Raw genomic sequence first — 19,162 nt, forward strand, 5'->3', positions numbered from 1 at the left:
TGGCGGGGATGTGGCGGGATAGTTACCCCGCCATTGCCAGGCGGTTGCGGCCCTCGCGTTTGGCCACGTACAAGGCGCTGTCCGCCCGGCGCAACAGGCTTTCGGCAGATTCGGCGGCCAACAAGGTCGAGCAGCCCAGACTCACCGTCAAGTCAATGCGCATGTCATCTGCCCAGTAATCCTGAGCTTGCGCTGCACGGCGCAAGCGCTCGCCGACCATTTCTGCCGCGTCCCGTCCGGTATTCGAGAGCAGGATCAGAAACTCTTCCCCGCCAAACCGAAACACCATGTCCACATTGCGCAGCTGGCTTTTGATCGAGGCGGCCACCGCGCGCAGCACCGCATCGCCGGCTGCATGGCCGTAGGTGTCGTTAATTGTCTTGAAGTGATCAATGTCCAGCATCAGCAAGGACAGCGGGCTCAAGTGCCGCTTCGCCATGTCGATTTCCCGTTGCAGGGTCTGGTCCATGGCGATGCGATTGCCGGTTTCAGTCAATGGGTCACGCAGCGCGCTGCGGGTGGCGGCGCGGTAGAGCAGCGCGTTGCGCATAGGGTAAAGCAAGCTCGCGAGCAGGGACTCAAGCTGGCCGAGTTCGTCTTCCATAAAGCGCTGGTTGCGACGGAAGATCAGCTCGCCCAAATGCTCGCCTTCATGGCTCAAGGTGTAGCTGACCGAATGGTGGCCGCGCTGCCCGAACTCCAGGCGCAAGTCGCTGGCTTCATGGCGATAGTGCAGCGCGTCGAGAGGCACCAACCGCTGGATCTCGCGAAAGAACAAACCCAAGATGCGTTCCGGTTCCAGGCTGGTCTGCAATTGCTGACCCAATTGCCGGCGAAGTTCGGAAAAAGTGACGGGGCGGTGAGGACGCAGAGATGGCTGACCAAACCCCAGGCGTTGCAATTTAGCGCTGTCGAAGTCAATTGCGTTGGTCTGGGTCGGTGTTTTCATAAGTTGACGGCCTCTAAGCGCTAAACTGTCCTACAGGCTCGGTGAGCGTGGCGAGTGCCAAGCGTCTGACTGTTCCTTCAGTTCCGTGAAACTTGAGAAACAGTTTAGACCGCTTTGCCGTGGGTTATAAGCCCCGGGCACTGCCACACGTCTTGTCATCGCTTGACCTGCTTGAAGGGTTTAGAGCGAGATTCATGCCATAACGTTTCATTATATTAAAACTCTTATAAATCAATCGACTGCTAGTATCGGCATGAGCAAGCGCCGCGTGACCGCGCCAGTTATTTGGCTAATTGGCTGAAAGTCACTGCCAGCGCGCGCCTGCGCACCCCGTTTAGCCTGGTCGAATCCTGGATTTCAGGCAGTTGCCGCACGATGCTTGACTTTCTCTTTTTAATCAGTAACATACGGCGCATTCCGCGATAGCTCAGTTGGTAGAGCAAATGACTGTTAATCATTGGGTCCCTGGTTCGAGTCCAGGTCGTGGAGCCAGACAGTAAAAAGCCTGCAGAGATGCAGGCTTTTTTTTGCCCTGGATTTGGCGGCGTTCAAAAGTCCCTGGGCTAGAGCGCGCGCACTGCCTGGCAGGCCGCCGTCAGGTTGCAGGCTGTTCTGCTACCCGGTTACCGCGATTCATCAGGATGCTTGCTGCGCCACTGCTGCAGCGTCGCCTTTGGCTTGGAGCGTAACGCTCGACGCAGCAATGTCCCATGTCAGCAGGACCTGTGTGATGGCCGCATCAAGGGTCGCGTGCGATGCGTTATCGCGCGCAAGTATCGACACGCCCTGCAAGAAACCGTCAAACACGGTAGCTAGCGCCTCTACATCAAGCGTGGCCGGTAGCTGCCCCGCACTGACCCCGCGCTCAACACACGCCAGGATGCCAGCGCGCGTTCGCGCCCTGGAGTGCGTTAATGCTTGGGCAACCTGCGCATTGTCGGGGCTCGGTGCACTCATAACCCCAAGCGTCACCATGCAGCCTTTGGGATGCCCGTCTTCACACTGCATACGCGCCGACTGGCGCAGCGCAGTGTCAATGGCTTGTCGCGGAGGCAGGGTTTCATCCCACAGGCATTCGGTGACTTGGGCGTAGGTCGCCAGATAGCGCTGCACGCATTCATCGAACAGCGCCTCTTTAGAACCGAACGCCGCGTAAAAGCTCGGCGCAGAAATACCGCCCCCCAGGCCGGCCTTGAGCTGGGTCAGCGAAGTGGCGTCGTAGCCGTGTTCCCAGAACAGGTGCATGGCCTGTTCCACGGCGTGGTCACGGTCGAAATTACGCGGGCGGCCCATTTGTGCCATGTCAGCAATCCTCTGAATAACGAGATAAATACTAGTCGATACATAAGTCTTTGACAATCTGCAGTGCGTACTGCAACATCTGTATCGATCGATATTTAAGTCGCCTCAAGGAGTCTCTCGTGACACCCTCACTCAGCGTAGCCGCAGCATCCGACCGCTTGCCGATAGGCGCCTTACTCGCCTTGGCCATGACGGGTTTTATCTGCATCGTCACCGAAACCCTGCCCGCAGGCCTTTTGCCGTTGATCAGCGAAGGCTTGGCGATTTCCCCGTCGATGGCTGGGCAGATGGTCACCGCCTACGCGCTGGGTTCGGTACTGGCGGTGATCCCCATGACCATCGCCACCCGTGGCTGGCGGCGGCGTAATGTGCTGATGCTGACGATTGTCGGCTTTCTGCTGTTCAACTCCATCACGGCGTTTTCGGCGCACTACGGCGTGACCTTGGTGGCGCGATTTTTTGCCGGTGTGGCGGCCGGGTTGGCCTGGAGTTTGTTGGCCGGTTACGCCCGGCGCATGGTCGCGCCGCATCAGCAGGGCAAGGCGCTCGCACTGGCGATGGTCGGCACACCGATTGCGCTGTCGCTGGGCGTACCGCTCGGCACCTGGCTAGGCGGCCTGGTGGGCTGGCGCACGACGTTCGGCATCATGTCGGCGCTGACACTGGCATTAATCGTCTGGGTGTTGGTGAAGGTGCCCGACTATCCGCCACAGGCTGAGCACCAGCGTGTGTCGCTGCGCAACGTGCTGACCACGCCCGGCGTAAGGCCAGTGCTGGCGGTGGTGATCAGTTGGATGCTGGCGCACAACATTCTGTACACCTATATCGCGCCATTTTTGCAGCCGGCCGGTTTGGCTGGCCGCGTGGACCTGGTGTTGCTGGTGTTCGGCGTTGCCGCGTTGGCCGGCATTTGGCTGACGGCCAAATTGGTCGAGCCGTTGCTGCGCAAGACTGTGCTGGCAAGCCTGGCGATGTTTGCGACGGTGAGTGTGGCATTCGGTTTGCTGGGCGATGTGCCGCAGGTGATTTACCTCGGCGTAGCGGTGTGGGGCCTAAGTTTTGGCGGCGCCGCAACGTTGCTGCAAACTGCGCTTGCAGACGCAGCGGGCGATGGCGCAGACGTGGCGCTATCGTTGAATGTGGTGGCGTGGAACAGCGCCATTGCCGCCAGCGGTATCCTCGGCGCAGTGTTGCTGGATACGTGGGGCGTGGCGTCATTCCCGTGGGCGATGCTGGTGTTGTTGGCGGTGGCGTTGTGTATCGCGTGGTCGGCGCAGGCGCATGGTTTCAAACCGGGGCAGCGCTCTGCCGATGGGCCTGCGGCGTCAGGGCATTAGGCGCAAGGCGCTTGACCGCTGCCGGTCAAGCGCGCGCTCGGCCCGCGGTAGCCAGCCTCAAGGAATCAAGCGCTGGGCCCGCAGTTGATCGAACACATCAAAAAACGCCTGGTCGCTGGCCTGGTAGGCGGTGAACCCCATTTTGCGGCTCTTGGACATGTCCGTGACCACCTCGATCGGCCGGCCAAGGTCGGCATCGGTATGCCAAGGCGAGGCCAAGCGGCTGATGTCGATTTCTGCCAGGCCATGTTGCTCGGCGATCTGGCGCCAGGTGTTCTGATCATCGGCCATCTGCTGTTCAAGCGGGGTGACGGAGGCCGGGAAGTCGGCGGGTGTCAGGCCGAAATAACCAGCGATCTGGCCCCACATCCATTGCCAGCGAAACACATCGCCATTGGTGATGTTGAACGCCTGGTTGGCCGCCGCCGGCGTGGTGGCGGCCCACAGCTGCTGTTTGGCCAGTTGCCGCGCGTCGGTCATGTCGGTGAGGCTGTCCCACTGCACGCGCGAGCCCGGAAACACAAACGGGCGCCCGGTGTGCTTGCAGATGCTGGCGTAGACGGCGAGGGTGGTCGCCATGTTCATCGCATTGCCCACGGCGACGCCGGTGACGGTATGCGGGCGGTGAACGCTCCAGGTGAAACCGTCCTTTTCAGCGGCGGCGAACACTTCGTCTTCCTGCGCGTAATAGAAGTTCTCCACATCCAGTCGGCCCTGTTCTTCACGGAACGGGGTCTGCGGCAGGCTGCCTTTGCCGTAAGCTTCGAACGGGCCAAGGTAGTGCTTCAAACCGGTGACCAATGCCACGTGCTGCACGCTGCCAGCCGGGCGCACGGCGTCGAGTACGTTGCGCACCATGGCGGCATTGACGCGAATATTCTCGGCCTCGGTGGCCTGGCGAGACCAGGTGGTGATGAACACATGGGCCGGCTTCAGGTCGGCCAGCGCTTGTTGCACTGAAGCCGGGTCTTGCAGGTCGGCAGCCACCGGGATCACCCCAGGCACTTTCGAGGGGCTGCGGGAAAGCGCGGCGACCTGCCATTGATTGTCGAGCAGTAATTGGGTGATGGCGCTGCCAACGATGCCGCTGGCGCCCACGACTAATGCGATTTGGGTCATAAGATTCTCCCGAGGATGTAGGGTTCTGAGCCCCTGAGGCCACTGAGGTTCAACCTGTGCACGACACCCGCGGCACCAAAGGCGCTTATGAGGGTCCATAAGCCCCGCACGATCGTCAGCGCTCGTGCCTCTGTCGGTTCCATGAGCCGGAATTCGTTATCCGTTTACCCTCACCATAAGATCTAACGCATGTACCTACGCAACCTTGCAATCGGGCTCTCGGCCCTTGTTTTACTTTCCACCTCGGCGCACGCCCGCAGCCTGGCAAACCCTTATACCGCCGAGCAGCGAAAGGCTTCGTTTGACAGTTGCGCTGAACTCTTCCCCGCATCGAACCCAATCAAGACGGCCACCGTACCCGCGTCGATGAAGCCCATGGCGCTGTGTTCCGACACGTTTGCGGTGCTGTATTCGCAAACCAGCAAGACGCCGCTATTGGTCGTCGAGCGCCTGAACGCTGCCCAACTGCGCGATGCCAAAGGTGAGGAGCGCACCAACCAGTTCTACCCGGACCCGCGCATCCCGAAAAGTGGTCGTGCAGAGTTGAGCGACTACCGCAGCCAGAAGCCGGCCATGGACCGCGGCCATCAAGCCCCCGCTGCCGATGCACCGAACGCGCATGCGATGGCGCAGTCGTTCGCGCTGTCGAACATGGTGCCGCAAAACCCCACCAACAATCGCAAGATCTGGAGCAAGGTCGAGGCGGACGTGCGCAAGTTTGCCAAGCGCGCCGGCGGCAATGTGTATGTGTTCACCGGCCCTTTGTTTGACACGGGTTACCGAACCACGGGCCGCAACAAAGTGTGGGTGCCGACGCGCCTGTTCAAGCTGGTGTATGACGCCTCCTCGAAACGCGCCTGGGCCTACGTGCTGCCCAATGCTGAAACGCGTATTCAACGGCCGATGGACTACGACACGTTTGTGAAGACCACCGGGCTCAAGCTGCTGGGCAATCTGCCGGTCACCGGCTCCATCGGTCGAGGCTGATGTGACGCCCCAAAGGCTGGCTGCAGCGCCAGCCTTACCTGGGCTTTTTCAGCGCCTTCAAGCGCAACGTTGCACGTTGAACGGCGGCCATTTTTTCGGGGCGTTTCATGCGTTTCCATTTGCGTATGTCGTCCTTGGTCCGGCCGCAGCTGACGCATAAATCGCCACTGAGCTGGCACGTGGAAATGCACGGGTTCTCAATATCTTTAGCCAAGGGTTCACCTGCCTATGCAAAGCCTCACTACGCAGAGGCTGCGTTTTGCGTTTTACTCGTGGGCCGCGCCAAGCAACCCGTGGTTGTGTGCACAAGCGCCTTACTGTGGGAACGGGCAAGTCCACTCCCACATTTGACTGCATGGCGGCGCTATCAGCGCGCAACCGATACGCACCCCGGATTACTCCCAAAAAAGCGCCGCCACAGGGTTTATACTCGCCGCCATCGTACTCACCCCCATTCATACACACCGAGATACCCCATGAGTCACGCTATTCCCCTCGCCCCCGCGCGCAAGCCAATCGCGCCGTGGGCGGCTCTCATCATTCTGGTGATGGGCGCTATATTACTGCAAAGCAGCGTCGGCTCACGCCAGGTGCTGCTGTTGGTAGTCGGCGCCGCGCTGGGCTTGACCCTGTACCACGCAGCCTTTGGTTTCACCTCCGCCTGGCGGGTGTTTATCAATGACCGGCGTGGCGCCGGTCTGCGTGCGCAAATGGTGATGCTGGCCGTGGCGGTGCTGCTGTTCTTCCCCGCGCTGGGCGCGGGCACACTGTTTGGCCAGCCGGTGGTCGGGCTGGTGGCGCCGGCCGGTGTGTCGGTGGTGTTTGGTGCGTTTATTTTCGGCATCGGCATGCAGTTGGGTGGCGGTTGCGCGTCGGGCACCTTGTTCACTGCGGGCGGCGGTAATGCGCGCATGTTGGTCACGTTGCTGTTCTTTATTTGCGGTTCGTTGATCGCCACGCACCATGTTGACTGGTGGTTTGCGCTGCCGGCGTTCCCTGCGGTGTCCATCGTCAAAAGCTTCGGCGTGCTGCCTGCTTTGCTCATCAGCCTGGCGGTGTTCGGCCTGATTGCTGCCGTCACGGTGCGCCTGGAAAAACGCCGCCACGGCCAGCTTGAACAGGCCGTGACCAGTCAACACACGGGCCTGCGCCGCTTTCTGCGCGGGCCGTGGCCATTGGTGTGGGGCGCCATAGGCTTGGCGCTGCTCAACTACGCGACCCTGGCGTTGGCCGGGCGGCCTTGGGGCATCACCTCGGCGTTCGCGTTGTGGGGCGCCAAAGTGGCGAGCGGGTTGGGGGTGGATGTGGCCAGTTGGGCGTTCTGGCAAATGCCGGGCAATGCCAAGGCACTCGCCGCGCCGGTCTGGGAAGACATCACCAGCGTCATGGACATCGGCATTATGCTCGGTGCCTTGTTGGCCGCAGGGTTGGCTGGGCGTTTCGCCCCCAGCCTGAAAATTCCGGCGCGCTCGCTGGTGGCTGCGGTGATCGGTGGCCTGTTACTCGGTTATGGCTCGCGTCTGGCGTACGGTTGCAATATCGGTGCGTACTTCAGCGGTATCGCCTCGGGCAGCTTGCATGGCTGGGTATGGTTAGTGGCGGCGTTTATCGGCAATAGCGCAGGCGTGCGGTTGCGGCCATGGTTCTTTGCGGGCGAGCGGCCGCAGGTGGCATTGAGCGGTTGCTGAACCCATCAGGGTGCGCAGAGTGCCTTGGGTAATGATGTCCGAATACGTCCTCAAGTGGTCCGAAGTACGCCTGTTGTTCACCCGGCATCGGCCTTAGCATGGCTTGCATCATTCCTCACGATGCAAGCCTTAAGGACCCTTATGAGCCACAAAGCGCTTATTGTTATCGACGCCCAGCAGTCGTTCCGCTATTCAGACTATTGGTCCGAAAATGACCTGCCCGGTTACCTGGCAAAACAACAGGCACTGATCGATGGGTGTGTTCAACACGGCATCCCGGTGATACAAGTCTTGCATGTTGAGGACCACGGGCATTTTTCACTGGCCTCGGGTCACGTCAGGGCATTCAGCGAGTTGTCGATCAACCCGGACCTGATCATTCACAAGCGCTACCACAGCGCTTTTGCCGGAACGCCCCTGGCGGCCCGGCTCACACAGATGGGAGTCACGACGCTGATTATCAGTGGCATTCGTACCGAACAATGCTGTGAAACCACCACGCGGCACGCGTCCGACAGCGGCTTCAATGTGGACTTTGTCAGCGAAGCGACGCTGACCTTCGAGATGACGCACGCGCGCAGTGGCCGGCGTTACACCCCGGCCGAGATTCGCGAGCGCACGGAGTTGGTTCTGGAACACCGTTTTGCGCGCATCGTCACCGTCGCCCAGGCGTTGCAGGGTTGAAGCCATGAGCGTGCCGGTGCTGTTCGTGCTGTTGCCCAACGCACTGATGCTGGATTTGGCCGGGCCTGCCGAAGTATTGCGCCTTGCCGCGCAAGCCGAAGGCCCGGCGTCGGTCGCTTTCGACTTGCAGTACGTTAGCCCGGTAGCGGCGCTGCAAACGTCCATCGGCCTGCCGCTGAATGGCTTGGCGCCGCTGCCGCCAGCCTTGGCACCTGGCACGCTGGTGGTGTTGGTGGGCTCCACGCCGCCGCTGACGACAGCCTGTCAGCAGGCATTCGAGGCGGCCAGCGCGGTGCTCACCGAGTGGCTGCAAAATGTTTTTGCGCCCTCGGGCGAGCGGTTGGTGTGCGTGTGCGCGGGGGCGTTGAGTGCCGCTCGGGCGGGGCTGCTCAATGGGCGCCAGTGCACCACGCACCACGCGTTGTGCGCGACATTGCAGGCCATCGCGCCCACGGCCCGGGTGCTTGAAAACCGCCTGTATGTCATCGACGGCCCGGTCAGTTGCAGCGCCGGGGTGACGGCCGGTATCGACCTGATGCTGCACCTGGTTGCCGAGCTGGCGGGGCCACGGCTGGCCTGCGCCGTCGCGCGCGACATGGTGGTGTACATGCGCCGCAGCGGCGCCGACCCGCAACTGTCGCCTTGGTTAGCCGGTCGCAACCACGTGCACCCGGCCGTGCATCGGGTGCAGGACGCCATAACGGCCGCCCCGTGCGAGGCATGGAGCGTCACGCGCATGGCCGCCCTGGCCTGCACCAGCAGCCGCCACTTGGCGCGGTTATTCCACGAACATGCAGGCATCAGCCCGCTGGATTACTTGCACACGCTGCGTCTGACCGTGGCGCGTGAATTACTCGCCGAGTCGGCCCTGAACATCGACACCGTCGCCGAGCGCGCAGGTTTTGGTTCGGCGCGCCACTTGCGGCGTATCTGGGGCAAATACGAAGTCGGTACGCCTTCAACTGGACGCGTCGCACTCGGTGGTTGACGCTGGCTCACCCTCAGCCGCCAGTTTCGCGCGGTCGGCCTTGCTGATGTATTGATCTTTGTTTTTCGGCGCCAGTTTGGCGCTGGCCTTTTTGGCTTTGGCCTTAAACAGCTGCTTCAGTTTTTTCTGGCGATTCATCGTTTGCTACTCAGCGGGTAAGTGCCGGAATCATATCAGCTTAAGCCCTGCGCCCAAGTATCCGCCGGAATGACTCTGAGTTGGCAAGATCCCTGCACTCGGCCCCTCAAGACCGGCCCACTCAAGTCGATATGTTAGGTATTCAGCCGTTAAGGCTCCCTCCGCAGTTACATCTCTGCCACCAGAGTTCCATGCAAGGCAACACTGAATTGGCCGCCAGCACCTTGCTCATCGCAGAAGGCGCGAGCGAAGCCCTTGGCAAAATCAACGCGGCGATCAGCGAGATTAATGGTCTGAATTTAGTCATCGCCAGCGCATCGCAGGAACAAGCGCACGTGGCTCGGGAGGTTGATCGTAATCTGGTCAACATCCGCGACTTGTCTATCCAGTCATCCCAGGGCGCCTCGCAGACGACCGGCGCCAGCCATGAGTTGTCGCGGCTGGCCGAAGACTTGAGTGCAACTGTTGGACGATTCAGGCTTATTTAAAGAAAGGTCTGCGTAGCGGCTGGCGCAACCAGTCGCGGGTTGCACTGTTGACTGCCGTTACGTCGCGCCCCTGAAGCGACCTACAGAAAGCACCTCTGGTCTCTGAACGTTAAAGCGTCACATGTTCTTGCCGACAAACTTTAAGAGCGCGGTTAATACCGCGTCTCTGCTCATTTCAGGGCTTACCTTTACTACAGATCATAGGGTGAAAAATATGCATTGGTTTCGTGATGCGAAGCTGTCCAGCAAACTAATCGCAGCATTTGGTGTGTGTGCGGTTATCACCCTGGTGGTTGGGTTACTCGGTAACCGTGGGGTCACGCAGTTATCCGACAGCCTGAATTTGACGTTTTCGAACAACCTTGTTTCAGTGGCGAAAACCGCCGAAGCCAAAACTAATGCCATCGCCCAGCTTCGCGATTTGTACAGCCTCGTTTCCGCCACCGCTGCCGGGGCGCCACAAAGCGCCAAGGACGAGATATTAAATAACCTGACCGCCAGCCGCGTGGCCAGTGAAAAAGCCTTTGCCGAGTACCGAACCACGCCGCTGGCAGATGACGAGCGCGCGGCGGGTGACAAGATGGTAAAGGACTGGCCGGATTATCAGGCGCAAGTGCAAAAAGCAGTCAGCGCGTTGCAAGCTGGCGACGTTCCGGCGGCTCGTTCGCTGATTGCCGGTGACGTGCAACGCGGTTTCAACACGGTCATTGACGAGATGACTATCATGGTCGAATCAAACAATCGCCAAATCGGCGAAGGTGCCAAAGACGCTGATGATTTGGGGCGGTCAGCAACCACCACACTTTACATCGGCATCGCGATTGCCTTTGTTGCAGCCTTGCTCTTGGGTATTTTCATCAGCCGACTCATCAGCCGGCCTATCGCGTTGGCTGTTTCCAGCGCCGAACGTATTGCCCAAGGTGACCTGACCCAGACCATCCACAGTGACGCGCGCGATGAGACCGGGCAATTGTTGACCGCCTTGGGGGCAATGCAGGGCAGCCTTAAAACCACCATCCACCAGATTGCGGATGCGTCCAATCAGTTGGCGTCAGCCGCCGAGGAATTGAACGCGGTGACCGAAGACGGCAGCCGCGGGCTGCTTCGCCAAAATGATGAGATTCAGCAGGCGGCCACTGCGGTGACCGAAATGACCTCGGCGGTGGAAGAGGTTGCGCGTAATGCGCAGTCGGCCTCCGAAGCGTCCAAATCAGCCAGCTCGCAGGCCAGCCAGGGTGTGGGTCAGGCACAGAGCGCGGTGACTGCGGTGAACAGCGCGACCGTGGAAATCAAGTCGTCGACCGCCATCGTGGAAGACCTGGCAGTGCAGGTTCGCGACATTGGCAAGGTGCTCGACGTGATCCGCGGCATTGCCGAACAAACCAACTTGCTGGCGCTGAATGCTGCCATCGAGGCTGCCCGGGCGGGCGAGCAAGGCCGTGGTTTTGCGGTGGTTGCAGACGAAGTGCGCGCATTGGCGGCCAGGACGCAATCGTCCACGGGCGAAATTGAAAGCATGATCGGCGCAGTGCAATCCAGGGCCGATCAGGCCGTGGTAGCGATGGGCAAGAGCCAGTCGCTGGTCACCGACACGCAAGTGCTGGCCCAGGCCACCGGGGATGCGCTGGAGCAGATCGCGCAAGGCATCGGCCAGATCAACGACCGCAACCTCGTTATCGCCAGTGCATGCGAGGAGCAAGCCAATGTCGCGCGCGAGGTAGACCGCAACTTGATCAACATCCAGGACCTGTCGACACAGACGGCTGCAGGCGCGCATCAGACCACGGCGTCTTCACAAGACCTGTCGCGCCTGGCGGTTTCGTTTAATGAATTGGTCAGCCGGTTCAAGCTGTGAAGCGCGGCTGAAAAGCACGATGCGCGCTGAGCGACCAAGCGCGCTGATCGCGTAGTAAAGTAAAAGGCCCCGGCGTTATCAGGCGAGCGGGGCATTTGCGTTGAAGGGGCAAGCCGTATGCGCTGTGACTGTTGCCCAATAGCCCTGCGCGCAAGTAACCGGCGAAATCACTCTGGCTCGATACTCCGCACCAGCCCGGTAGCCCACGCAGCGCTCATCCTTTCCCCGAACGCCTCGAACTCAGGGTGGGTACTCTGATAATCCGAAAGCTCCACCCTCGCACGGCTCACGCCACTGTGCACGCGCGCCAGCAATTGGGTGCAGCGAGCTTCCGTCAAATTGCACGAGCTGCGCGCGAACTGCACCAGCATCTTGCGTGTTGGCCAAGCCTTTGAGCCGCCAAGCAACAGACCCATAATATCGTTGACTTGATATACCGTGGTCGTCACCAGATCGTAAGCGGGGGCGAGCCAAACATCAGCGTCTTCGCCACAATGCTCATACAGCAAACCGAAATTCTTTAAATGCGCGTCACCATTTTGAAGGGCGGCAGAAAGCGCCACCATCATGAAGAAGTCCTCCAACGCCTTGGTCACGCGGTGCGGGGATACATACGTCTTGATCAGCTTCGCGCAGCCCTGATAGCTGCCGTCGTACTTCTTATTCGTCCCCCATCCTGATAGGACGCACATGTCCTCAAACCCGAGGTAGGCGGTAGCACCGATGTCGAACCGCTTAACCACCAGAAATTTAGCGTGTTGGCTAAGCTGGCATTCAGGCACGTCCAGGCCTGTATGAAAGGCCGCACGCATGCAGAAAAACTCATTGGCCGCCAGATGCGCGAAGTCGGTGTCATTGAACGCCTTGGACCGACGATTCCCAGTAAGGCAAAGTCGTCAAAACCGCGCACTGATTTACTGAAACGCCGCACGAGTTCCGCTTTGAGGTGCCCCTCGGGAATGTGCATCTCAAACAGCGGGTGGATTCCATACGCCCAGTTGTAGCTCTGCAAGCGCACGGGCATGGTCAAGGAAACCGCGTCTTTTTCGGTTACGGCTGCGTTGTACGAGAACACCGAATCGCGCAGGTGTTCTTCGCTGCGCCCGAGCGTTGCTGCCGCCACGCTGCCGACGCCGATACAGAGTCGGTCACGTTGCCTACTCATGGACGTTTCCTGCTTTCAGTTCGTCGAGCGTCATACGTCGATGCTTGGGTATTGCGGTCAACGCGTAACCCAAGCCCTCAAGGATCGCAGCAACCTTGCGAATCCCTACCTCAGGGACGGTGTTGTTCTCAATCCCCGAAATTGTCGCGCGACTCATACCGTGCCGTTGCGCGAGCTGGCTTTGTGAAAGGCCAGCCGCCTTACGCAGGCTTTTGATCAGGAGGCCCAAGTCTTCCATATCAATTCGCATTCTATACGGTGCATTTTTGTATAAATGCTGTTTTTTGCATCGTATTCGATACGTTTGCGTTTGAGTAGTGCTTTGTTTTAATGGATTACCGCCTGCCCCAAAAACCGATACATCATGGCCTCCAACAGCGGCTCAATGTCACACTGCGCTGCCGGTTATTAACCCGAACTGCGCCCCGTTAAAGCTCACGCATGCGTTAGCCCAGTCAACGTATCCGCAAGGGTCTTCGTACGCTGCGCCGTACCCTCGGTCGCGCGGCTGGACGCCTCCAGCGCATCGAGCATTTCGCGCAAGGCGCCCACACCCGTGGACTGGTCTTCGATTTGCTGGGCGACGCGTTGGATCTCGCTGGACAGCAGGCCAATATCCACGCCGATGTCCGCCGCATTCTTGCGGGTGATTTCCGCCAGCTTGCGCACCTCGTCCGCCACCACCGCAAAGCCACGGCCCAAGTCGCCTGCTCGCGCGGCCTCGATAGCGGCGTTGAGCGCCAACAAGTTGGTTTGCCCGGCGATCTGCTGAATCACTTGCACAATCGACTGGATGCGCAAACTCGAACCGGCCAGGCTGCGCGCGCCCACCACGGCGTCGTCGGCTTGGCTGGACAGGTCTTCGACCGTGGCCCCGGCCTGCGCCGACACGGTGTTTTGCCGGTCGATGGTGCCGACCAGTTCGTCCATCGATGCGTGCAACTCGCCGGAGTAGTGCTTGAGCTGCGAGGCGATTTGCGCCTGTTGGTGCTCGGCGTGGGCCAACACCTGGCCCAAGTCCGCGAGGCCTTCGAACACCGGCAAAATATTGCTGTCGAGCCCGCGGGTGTTCAGGGTGCCGGTGAAGTCATTGTTCTTGAACGCGGCAATCTGCTTGACCACCACGTGGTTCAATCCCGCCAGCTTCTTCACTTGGCGGCGCAGGAAAAACGCCTTGAACTCGCCATAATGCGCAATAAAGTTGTCGACGTATTCGTCGCTGAAACTCGCGCCCTTGGCCACCCGAAAGAAGAAAATCGCGGTCAGCGTCTGGTTCAAGTTCAAACCGAGAATTTCACCAAAGGTCGAAAAACCGGCCAGCGGCACATCCCCAAACGTACCGGCCATGCTGCCCAGTTCGGCGCCGTTGTTCAGCCTGCGCAAAATGCAGTCATTCAGAATGCCCGCCACCGGCTGGCCGCCCTTGCCACGCAGGAATTGCTCGTAGTCCAAACGGGTGGCCTCACGCAACGGCGTGCGCCGCACCATGACCAACTCCTCGCCGGGCGCCACGTCGCAAAACAGCTGGACGATTTGCTGCTCGTAGTCGATGCGCGCGATGGAGCGCACAAACAACTCACTGCCCACGCGGATGGCAAACGAGTAATCCGCCAACTTTTGCTCCAGCGCCTGGGCCGTGCAATTGAAGGCATCGCACAGCGCCTGCACCATGCTCTTGATGTTGCCGCTGCTGTCAATCACCTGGTCAATCGTGCGGTCTTCTACCGAGGCGGTCAGCACACTGAAGGTCAAATCCGCCGGCTTGAAGTTCTGGCTTTTAAACACACCAAACCGCACCTGCGCCGCCGTTTTCAGGAACACAATTTGTGCATGGTTCTGATAACTGCGCTGGCCGTCATGGATCAGCGTCTTTTGAAAGTCCGACTTGCCGCCCGCTGAACCGCCGACAAACAAACATGGAAAACGCCCCGACTCATACAGCGCCTCCATAAAAAACGACTCCGACGCTGACAACCCATCGAACACCACATACGCCAACGTATCGCGATGATCGATCTGCGTGCGCACCTGCACCCGCTTGATGTTGCCCACCAACTTGGCGATGCGTTCCTGCATCCCCAAGCGCTTGCCGCCACTGCGAATGTCTTCACATTCCAGCGGCACCATCACCACTTCGGCGGAGGCGATCACACTCTCATCAAACAGCTGCAACACAATCCGGTCCCAACGCTCGCCTGTGGCGCAGTACAGCGCTTCGGCCGAATTGCACAGCTCGCCGGAGGTGGTGCACAGGCTGATAGCACTGTGCGTAAAGCGGCGTTTGAGTTTGGCGGCGACGTGGTCGATGTCCAGGTGAGGCGAGATGAAACCGGTGATCAGCGTGGGCGTGATGTGCAGGTGGGTGAGGGCGGCGTCGAGTTCATTCGCGGTGCAGGTCAGGGTGGCGCTGCCCTGGCGATTGGCCCGGGTTTTTTTCAGGAAGGAAAATGGCTGCATTAGGGGGCTCGATCGGATGGGGGGCACGCGGGATCTTGACTGTGCGGTTAACCGGGGTATCGGCAGGCGGGATGTGGAATAGAGGGGGGATCGCCCGTATGCGACCGATGGCCGCAATTACCCGCGCGAATAACCTGCAGCGCAGGCTTGGTATTGGCCGGCACGGCCCCATAACTAAGCCATATCCATTAAGGGGAAGCACCGACCATGACCAACCAAACCGAAACCGCGATCCTCGCCGGTGGCTGCTTCTGGGGCATGCAAGACCTGTTGCGTCGCTACCCCGGCGTGCTGCACACACGCGTCGGCTACACCGGCGGCGATGTGCCGAATGCCACCTACCGCAACCATGGTAACCATGCTGAAGCGATTGAAATCGTCTTCGACCCGGCGGTGATCACATACCGGCAGATTCTTGAATTCTTTTTCCAGATACACGACCCCAGCACGCCAAACCGCCAGGGCAACGACCTTGGGCCAGGTTATCGCTCGGCGATCTATTACCTGAGCGAACAGCAACGCGACGTTGCTGAGGATACCGCTGCCGACGTAGACGCCTCGAAGTTATGGCCGGGCCGCGTGGTGACTGAAATCGAACCGGCGGGGCCGTTTTGGGAAGCGGAGCCGGAGCATCAGGATTATCTGGAGCGGATACCGAACGGCTATACGTGCCACTTTGTGCGGCCGAACTGGAAGCTGCCGAAGCGTGGTTGAGAGAGGCGTTTCTCGGGGGCAAGGTCGTTGTGCGGTCCAGGCGCCCCCATTTTCGCAATAGCAGTTGTCTTGGCTGGGACAATTGCCGGTCGGGTCGCGGGCGAAGCGATGGCGAGCTCACTGGACGAAGAGTTAGAGGCGCTCATACATTGGGAAATCTTCTGACCGAACCACTACTGACGAAAGTCAGAGCTGCGCTTTCCGAGCCATTCAATGATTTTCCCGTCGACTATGAGTACGTGGCGAATCAGGTGAGAGGCGTCGACCCTGAAAAACTTTACACGATCCTCTATTCAGAGGTCGCGCCGGTGTGCTTCACCAATCCAGTCGCAGCGGTGCCTCCGGTATGGACGGGATTCGACACCGAACTACTCAGAGAGTCGATAGAAGAGAGGCTGGCAGCTAGAGAGCGCAACTGGTTCCGTCGGCAGTTCGATAAAGTCCTGGTTCGCTGGCTGCAATACAACTACGCCTACATCTGGAAGGAAATCGCCAGTAGGCTTTGAACCCGAACGCACAATGGACTAGCGACTCGCTGAAATTTAGGAAAAACCCGCAACTCACTCAACTGGTGAAAAGGGTGGCAGCGGTACGCAGGTTAGTAGACCGGGGAATTATGCAAAGCCGGCGCGCCCGGAGGCGCCCTGCGCACAGCCGCCATCAAACCCAGACAGAACTGTCTAATTGAGGAGGCTTGTGCACTCAAGCGCACAAGCCGGCCGATTCTGACGCAAGCGTAGGCAATGGAGCAAGGCGCTGGCTGAGACTGCCTGCGGCCAACAGCGGTCTTTACGCTAGTGCTTTAAAACAGTCAGCACGACGGGGGCTGAACCTGTAAAACTTCACTGCCAGTCCCGACAGTAATCGGTCAGCGCAGCCCCAGCCCCATTGAAGTCAATCGGCGGCAAAAAAACTCATGCCCTTGCCGATAGCGCAGTTGTAAGTGAGGGTTTTATCCATCTGCTGGTAATTGGGCACGGAGAATATCGTCATGCTGAATTCGGCAGTGCCATCTGCGTGCACCCGGTAGCGCAGGAATTGATTAATCGGCTTGTCTTCACGATTCACCGTGAAGTGATCGTCGGCGAATGCCAGGGTGCCGTCTTCAGTGATGCGAAAGGCATCAATACGCAGGCCACCGCGGGTTTTGGTCGGCTTGGCCTCACTTGATCCCGGCTTACACAGGCCCAGATCAAGTACCACGGACACAGATTTACCCGCCAACAACGACTGTGTGACGGCAGGCAAATTGGGTAAAGCATCGCTGGCCCAGCTCATGGCGGGGAGGGACATTGCGAGCAAAAAAGTGCAGAACTTGTTCATGGCGTCTCCAGTAAGGGGCATGGCGGGTGCAGGCGCTGCCTGCAAGGGGGTTTTACAATACGCCGGGTTTATGAACATTTGCAGTGTGTGCCGACAGAGCGGCGATGCGTCGATACCACGCTGCTTAAAGCGCGGATGACAACGCTTGAATGACATCTGCCGCCATTTTTTCAGCACTGCTCAACCCATCAACCCTTGCCGTCGGTACTGTTTGCGTCGACATCCAGCGCTCGTGCCACGCCCTGTTGCGGCCGGAGAACGTTGGGTCGTCATACTGCGAGGCCCATTCCCGGAACGCCACATGGATCTCATGCATGTCGCCGCCGGGTGCGATTCGGTCTCCAAAGCGCTGCTTTTCACGTGCGGCCAATCGTTCGAGGCGAACCAGGGTTGGCGTTACCACAAACACGATCAGATCGACGTTGCTGATCAGCGCGTCGCCCCAACCCATGCAGGAGCCGGTCAGTACCCAACCGTCATCACCGAAGTTTTGTTGAATCAGAGCTACACGCTCATCCGGTGGGCGCTTGGTTGTAAATGGAGGGTTGGAGGGCAGCCAATAGAAGTCATCGACATCAAGATGGCGCAGGCTGAGCAAAGAGGCGAGGGTACGGCCCAGCGTTGTCACGCCTGCGCAGGAGGCGCCTGTGATGTAGATCCGCATTGTTGCTCCATGAGTAAAAGTCGGTTTCGCACGGGGAATATTAATACCCATTAAAGTTGCACCCTTTCATGGACGATAACTGGCTGCAACCCGGCGCGATTGTCTCAAACGTTGCCCGCAACCTGCGTACTTATGGCTTTCTTGGCTCTCATGCGGACTTTTAGCTTATCCGGATGTCTGAGCGTTTAGGTCGTTGCTTAGGCTCGACTGCAGCCAGCTCAAATCACGGCTCAATTCCCACACTAAATCTCACGGTGGGAGAGGTCAGGTGCAACCTGGCGGAAATCTTTTGAACGCTGAATTTTCACTTTTCGAGTAAACCTGCGATGCCAGATATGTCGGTCGATAGTGTGTGCCCCGCTGAATTGGCAATCGACCAGGCGGACATAGCGTGCATGGGCGCGATCTCTGCGTTGCTGGAAACCGTGTGCGGTATGACCGGGATGGGCTTTGCAGCGGTTGCCCGCGTGATTCAGGGGCGTTCAATGGCCTGCGCGGTGCGCGATGCCATCGGTTTGAATGTGCAGCCGGGCGATGAACTGAAGTGTGTGCCTGCCATTGACCATCAGGCCGGCGCAGCCAAGCAAGCGATAGTCATCAGCAACCTTGCCGAGCACCCTTGTCATCCGAGTCTTCAGGGGCAGGGGTTTCAGAGCTGTCTGTTCATGCCCATCGTCTTGAAAGATGGCAGCCTGTGGGGCGGTCTGTGCGCTGTGGGTCCACACCCGGCCCGCCTGGATAACCCATCGGTTCTGGACATGGTCAAAGGCTTCGCGCATCTCATTGCGTTGCATCTGGATGATGCCCGGTGCGACCGGTTGCACGCCGCCGAGCGCCTTCAACACAGGTTTCAGCTTGCGCTGGAAGATCAACTGCGAGCGTTTTCCAATCCGTTGGAGATGATGGCGCGGGCCGCCGCACTGCTCGGTGAGCATTTGGGCGTCGATCATGTCGGCTTCGGTGAAATGGATGACACGCAAACGCAGGTCTCAGTGCTGCGCGAGTGGAATGGGGCAAAAGCCGCCTCGATGCCGGGTACGTGGCGTTTGGATGATTTTGCACCCGCTTTTAGTGCGCGGTTGAAGCAAGGCCAGACTGTCGCGCTGCAGGATGGCCACGAAGATTGGATGGCCTCGGGTCCAACCCCTGCGTTCAACGTCATCAAGGCTCGCGCGATTCTTGGCGTTCCATACGTGCGAGCGGGTCGCTTGCTGGGGATCTTGTTTGTTCGGCATGCACAGCCGCGCACGTGGGACGAGGCTGAAGTGGCGATCGTTGAAACGACGTGCGCGCGCCTGTGGTCG

Annotated in this window: 17 protein-coding genes, 1 tRNA gene and 4 pseudogenes; 12 read left to right on the forward strand and 10 right to left on the reverse strand. The window is 59.5% G+C overall.

Annotated features, from left to right (window positions below):
• Window positions 1-22: 22 nt before the first annotated feature.
• Window positions 23-949, reverse strand: coding sequence for a GGDEF domain-containing protein (locus ACOZK9_RS22465; protein WP_058411929.1), 927 nt, complete (start codon window positions 947-949; stop codon window positions 23-25).
• 416 nt (window positions 950-1,365) lie between these two features.
• Between ACOZK9_RS22465 and ACOZK9_RS22470 the strand changes: the two genes are divergently transcribed.
• Window positions 1,366-1,441, forward strand: a tRNA-Asn gene (locus ACOZK9_RS22470).
• A 144-nt stretch (window positions 1,442-1,585) separates the two neighbouring features.
• On the opposite strand, the gene ACOZK9_RS22475 is transcribed toward ACOZK9_RS22470, so the two are convergent.
• Window positions 1,586-2,251 carry a TetR/AcrR family transcriptional regulator gene (locus tag ACOZK9_RS22475; RefSeq protein ID WP_152750571.1) on the reverse strand — a complete coding sequence of 222 codons (666 nt, stop codon included), beginning with the start codon at window positions 2,249-2,251 and terminating at the stop codon, window positions 1,586-1,588.
• Window positions 2,252-2,370: 119 nt separating this feature from the next.
• On the opposite strand from ACOZK9_RS22475, the gene ACOZK9_RS22480 reads away from it, so the two are divergent.
• Complete coding sequence (locus ACOZK9_RS22480) at window positions 2,371-3,588, forward strand: MFS transporter (protein ID WP_421556591.1); 1,218 nt, start codon at window positions 2,371-2,373, stop codon at window positions 3,586-3,588.
• A 57-nt stretch (window positions 3,589-3,645) separates the two neighbouring features.
• Here ACOZK9_RS22480 and ACOZK9_RS22485 read toward each other — a convergent pair whose 3' ends face one another.
• Window positions 3,646-4,707: an SDR family oxidoreductase gene (locus ACOZK9_RS22485; protein WP_421556592.1), complete on the reverse strand. Its 1,062-nt coding sequence runs from the start codon at window positions 4,705-4,707 to the stop codon at window positions 3,646-3,648.
• A 189-nt stretch (window positions 4,708-4,896) separates the two neighbouring features.
• Between ACOZK9_RS22485 and ACOZK9_RS22490 the strand changes: the two genes are divergently transcribed.
• The gene (locus ACOZK9_RS22490) at window positions 4,897-5,694 is read left to right on the forward strand and encodes a DNA/RNA non-specific endonuclease (protein WP_058411924.1); all 798 of its coding nucleotides are present in this window, start codon (window positions 4,897-4,899) and stop codon (window positions 5,692-5,694) included.
• Between the two features lie 34 nt (window positions 5,695-5,728).
• On the opposite strand, the gene ACOZK9_RS22495 is transcribed toward ACOZK9_RS22490, so the two are convergent.
• Window positions 5,729-5,908 (reverse strand): DUF1289 domain-containing protein, encoded by a 180-nt coding sequence (locus tag ACOZK9_RS22495; protein ID WP_152746728.1) that lies wholly within the window; start codon window positions 5,906-5,908, stop codon window positions 5,729-5,731.
• A gap of 262 nt (window positions 5,909-6,170) precedes the next feature.
• On the opposite strand from ACOZK9_RS22495, the gene ACOZK9_RS22500 reads away from it, so the two are divergent.
• From ACOZK9_RS22500 to ACOZK9_RS22510, 3 genes are all read left to right on the forward strand, one after another.
• Window positions 6,171-7,382 (forward strand): YeeE/YedE family protein, encoded by a 1,212-nt coding sequence (locus ACOZK9_RS22500; RefSeq protein ID WP_421556593.1) that lies wholly within the window; start codon window positions 6,171-6,173, stop codon window positions 7,380-7,382.
• Between the two features lie 141 nt (window positions 7,383-7,523).
• A complete protein-coding gene (locus tag ACOZK9_RS22505; RefSeq protein WP_152750578.1) occupies window positions 7,524-8,066 on the forward strand; it encodes a cysteine hydrolase family protein in 543 nt (180 codons plus the stop codon).
• Window positions 8,067-8,070: 4 nt separating this feature from the next.
• Window positions 8,071-9,054 carry a GlxA family transcriptional regulator gene (locus ACOZK9_RS22510; RefSeq protein ID WP_421556594.1) on the forward strand — a complete coding sequence of 328 codons (984 nt, stop codon included), beginning with the start codon at window positions 8,071-8,073 and terminating at the stop codon, window positions 9,052-9,054.
• Here ACOZK9_RS22510 and ACOZK9_RS22515 read toward each other — a convergent pair.
• Entirely contained in the window at window positions 9,025-9,192 is a 168-nt protein-coding gene (locus ACOZK9_RS22515) for a DUF2986 domain-containing protein (RefSeq protein WP_122250591.1), read from the reverse strand. The genes ACOZK9_RS22510 and ACOZK9_RS22515 overlap by 30 nt on opposite strands.
• A gap of 188 nt (window positions 9,193-9,380) precedes the next feature.
• On the opposite strand from ACOZK9_RS22515, the pseudogene ACOZK9_RS22520 reads away from it, so the two are divergent.
• The 3 genes and pseudogenes from ACOZK9_RS22520 to ACOZK9_RS22530 form a co-directional block, all read left to right on the forward strand.
• Window positions 9,381-9,680, forward strand: a pseudogene (locus ACOZK9_RS22520) (methyl-accepting chemotaxis protein); the annotation flags it as partial.
• Window positions 9,681-9,894: 214 nt separating this feature from the next.
• Window positions 9,895-10,629, forward strand: a pseudogene (locus ACOZK9_RS22525) (MCP four helix bundle domain-containing protein); the annotation flags it as partial.
• A 201-nt stretch (window positions 10,630-10,830) separates the two neighbouring features.
• Window positions 10,831-11,535, forward strand: coding sequence for a methyl-accepting chemotaxis protein (locus ACOZK9_RS22530; protein WP_478372216.1), 705 nt, complete (start codon window positions 10,831-10,833; stop codon window positions 11,533-11,535).
• Between the two features lie 167 nt (window positions 11,536-11,702).
• On the opposite strand, the pseudogene ACOZK9_RS22535 reads toward ACOZK9_RS22530, so the two are convergent.
• The 3 genes and pseudogenes from ACOZK9_RS22535 to ACOZK9_RS22545 form a co-directional block, all read right to left on the reverse strand.
• Window positions 11,703-12,700, reverse strand: a pseudogene (locus ACOZK9_RS22535) (type II toxin-antitoxin system HipA family toxin).
• Window positions 12,693-12,938: a helix-turn-helix domain-containing protein gene (locus ACOZK9_RS22540; RefSeq protein ID WP_058411918.1), complete on the reverse strand. Its 246-nt coding sequence runs from the start codon at window positions 12,936-12,938 to the stop codon at window positions 12,693-12,695. Before ACOZK9_RS22540 ends, ACOZK9_RS22535 begins: the two are co-directional and overlap by 8 nt.
• Window positions 12,939-13,135: 197 nt before the next feature.
• Window positions 13,136-15,157: a methyl-accepting chemotaxis protein gene (locus ACOZK9_RS22545; protein ID WP_421556595.1), complete on the reverse strand. Its 2,022-nt coding sequence runs from the start codon at window positions 15,155-15,157 to the stop codon at window positions 13,136-13,138.
• 207 nt (window positions 15,158-15,364) lie between these two features.
• Between ACOZK9_RS22545 and msrA the strand changes: the two genes are divergently transcribed.
• Entirely contained in the window at window positions 15,365-15,871 is a 507-nt protein-coding gene (gene msrA, locus ACOZK9_RS22550) for a peptide-methionine (S)-S-oxide reductase MsrA (protein ID WP_058411916.1), read from the forward strand.
• A 149-nt stretch (window positions 15,872-16,020) separates the two neighbouring features.
• Window positions 16,021-16,377, forward strand: coding sequence for a DUF7079 family protein (locus ACOZK9_RS22555; protein WP_421556596.1), 357 nt, complete (start codon window positions 16,021-16,023; stop codon window positions 16,375-16,377).
• 388 nt (window positions 16,378-16,765) lie between these two features.
• Here the strand turns inward: ACOZK9_RS22555 and ACOZK9_RS22560 are convergent, their stop codons facing one another.
• Window positions 16,766-17,194: a VirK family protein gene (locus ACOZK9_RS22560; RefSeq protein ID WP_172979427.1), complete on the reverse strand. Its 429-nt coding sequence runs from the start codon at window positions 17,192-17,194 to the stop codon at window positions 16,766-16,768.
• Between the two features lie 124 nt (window positions 17,195-17,318).
• On the reverse strand, window positions 17,319-17,858 hold the full coding sequence (locus ACOZK9_RS22565) for an ATP-binding protein (RefSeq protein WP_421556597.1): 540 nt from the start codon (window positions 17,856-17,858) through the stop codon (window positions 17,319-17,321).
• Between the two features lie 395 nt (window positions 17,859-18,253).
• Between ACOZK9_RS22565 and ACOZK9_RS22570 the strand changes: the two are divergent.
• Window positions 18,254-19,159: pseudogene (locus tag ACOZK9_RS22570) on the forward strand (GAF domain-containing protein); the annotation flags it as partial.
• Window positions 19,160-19,162: the final 3 nt, after the last annotated feature.

Source organism: Pseudomonas kitaguniensis (genome assembly GCF_049199985.1).
GTDB lineage: Bacteria > Pseudomonadota > Gammaproteobacteria > Pseudomonadales > Pseudomonadaceae > Aquipseudomonas > Aquipseudomonas kitaguniensis.

Excerpts from the sequence above, each read along its gene's own strand:
- ACOZK9_RS22465 (WP_058411929.1), bottom strand. The coding sequence starts at position 949 with ATGAAAACACCGACCCAGACCAACGCAATTGACTTCGACAGCGCTAAA.
- ACOZK9_RS22475 (WP_152750571.1), bottom strand. The coding sequence starts at position 2,251 with ATGGCACAAATGGGCCGCCCGCGTAATTTCGACCGTGACCACGCCGTG.
- ACOZK9_RS22485 (WP_421556592.1), bottom strand. The coding sequence starts at position 4,707 with ATGACCCAAATCGCATTAGTCGTGGGCGCCAGCGGCATCGTTGGCAGC.
- ACOZK9_RS22490 (WP_058411924.1), top strand. The coding sequence starts at position 4,897 with ATGTACCTACGCAACCTTGCAATCGGGCTCTCGGCCCTTGTTTTACTT.
- ACOZK9_RS22500 (WP_421556593.1), top strand. The coding sequence starts at position 6,171 with ATGAGTCACGCTATTCCCCTCGCCCCCGCGCGCAAGCCAATCGCGCCG.
- ACOZK9_RS22505 (WP_152750578.1), top strand. The coding sequence starts at position 7,524 with ATGAGCCACAAAGCGCTTATTGTTATCGACGCCCAGCAGTCGTTCCGC.
- ACOZK9_RS22510 (WP_421556594.1), top strand. The coding sequence starts at position 8,071 with ATGAGCGTGCCGGTGCTGTTCGTGCTGTTGCCCAACGCACTGATGCTG.
- ACOZK9_RS22515 (WP_122250591.1), bottom strand. The coding sequence starts at position 9,192 with ATGAATCGCCAGAAAAAACTGAAGCAGCTGTTTAAGGCCAAAGCCAAA.
- ACOZK9_RS22530 (WP_478372216.1), top strand. The coding sequence starts at position 10,831 with ATGACCTCGGCGGTGGAAGAGGTTGCGCGTAATGCGCAGTCGGCCTCC.
- ACOZK9_RS22540 (WP_058411918.1), bottom strand. The coding sequence starts at position 12,938 with ATGGAAGACTTGGGCCTCCTGATCAAAAGCCTGCGTAAGGCGGCTGGC.
- ACOZK9_RS22545 (WP_421556595.1), bottom strand. The coding sequence starts at position 15,157 with ATGCAGCCATTTTCCTTCCTGAAAAAAACCCGGGCCAATCGCCAGGGC.
- msrA (WP_058411916.1), top strand. The coding sequence starts at position 15,365 with ATGACCAACCAAACCGAAACCGCGATCCTCGCCGGTGGCTGCTTCTGG.
- ACOZK9_RS22560 (WP_172979427.1), bottom strand. The coding sequence starts at position 17,194 with ATGAACAAGTTCTGCACTTTTTTGCTCGCAATGTCCCTCCCCGCCATG.
- ACOZK9_RS22565 (WP_421556597.1), bottom strand. The coding sequence starts at position 17,858 with ATGCGGATCTACATCACAGGCGCCTCCTGCGCAGGCGTGACAACGCTG.